Genomic DNA, 1209 nt, shown 5'->3' with positions numbered 1-1209 from the left:
TACAAAAAACCCGAAGACCTGATTGGGGAGAACGGCCTGCTCAAGCAGCTCACCAAGATGCTTGTCGAGCGAGCCCTGGAAGTCGAAATGACCGACCATCTGGGTCACGACAAGAGTGGAGTCGTCAGCAATGACAGCGCCAACACCCGCAACGGCCACAGCGGCAAAACACTCAAGGGTGATTTCGGCGCGCTGCCAATCGACATACCGCGCGACCGTCAAGGCACGTTCGAACCGCAAATCATCACCAAGCACCAAACCCGCTGGAGCGGCTTCGACGACAAGATTATCTCCCTCTACGCCCGTGGCCTGAGTGTACGGGAGATCCAGAGTCACCTGGAAGAGATGTATGGCACGGAAGTGTCACCAGCGCTCATCTCCAGCGTGACCGATGGCGTCAGTGAGGATGTGAAGGCCTGGCAAGCCCGTCCACTCGACGCGCTCTATCCCATCCTGTACCTTGATTGCATCCACGTCAAAGTGCGCGATGCGGGTGCTGTACGTAACAAGGCCGTATTTCTCGCCATTGGCGTGAACATGGATGGTCACAAGGAAGTACTGGGTCTGTGGATTGCCCAGACCGAGGGAGCCAAGTTCTGGCTGCAGGTCGTCACTGAACTGAAGAATCGTGGCGTGCAGGACATCTTCATTGCCTGTGTAGACGGTCTCAAAGGCTTCCCTGATGCGATCGAAGCAGTCTACCCCAAGGCGGCAGTCCAGCTTTGCATTGTTCACATGGTACGCAACAGCCTGCACTTTGTGCCCTGGAAAGATCAGAAGGAGGTAGCTGCCGATCTGCGCACCATTTATACCGCAGCCACTGCCGACGAGGCCAGTCTTATGCTCACGCAATTCGAGGCCAAGTGGGATCAGCGGTACCTGCCCATAGGGCAATCATGGCGACGTAACTGGGAGAGGGTCATTCCCTTCTTCGACTACCCGGCGGAGATCCGTAAGGTGATCTACACCACGAACGCCATTGAATCGATTAACATGAGTCTGCGCAAGGTCATCAAAACGCGTAGTTCGTTCCCTACTGATGAAGCGGTCAGCAAGCTGTTCTACCTGGCACTCAACAACATCAGCAAGAAATGGACAATGCCAATACGGGACTGGAAAGGAGCACTCAATCGCTTTACCATCCAGTTCGATGACCGGATGTCGCAGAACTAAACGAAAAACCGTTTACACAAAATTCCGGACACCCCC

Annotated in this window: 1 protein-coding gene; it reads left to right on the top strand. The window is 54.8% G+C overall.

From position 1 onward, the window contains the following. On the top strand, nt 1-1173 hold a 1173-nt coding region (locus ACO0LM_RS28600), incomplete at its 5' end, for an IS256 family transposase (RefSeq protein WP_423042336.1). Between the last annotated feature and the right edge of the window lie 36 nt (nt 1174-1209).

Origin of the sequence: Undibacterium sp. Di26W, assembly GCF_049340265.1 — a bacterium.
GTDB lineage: Bacteria > Pseudomonadota > Gammaproteobacteria > Burkholderiales > Burkholderiaceae_D > Undibacterium.
Note: the sequence above shows the minus strand (reverse complement) of the source record. Positions and strands in the feature narration are given on the sequence as shown.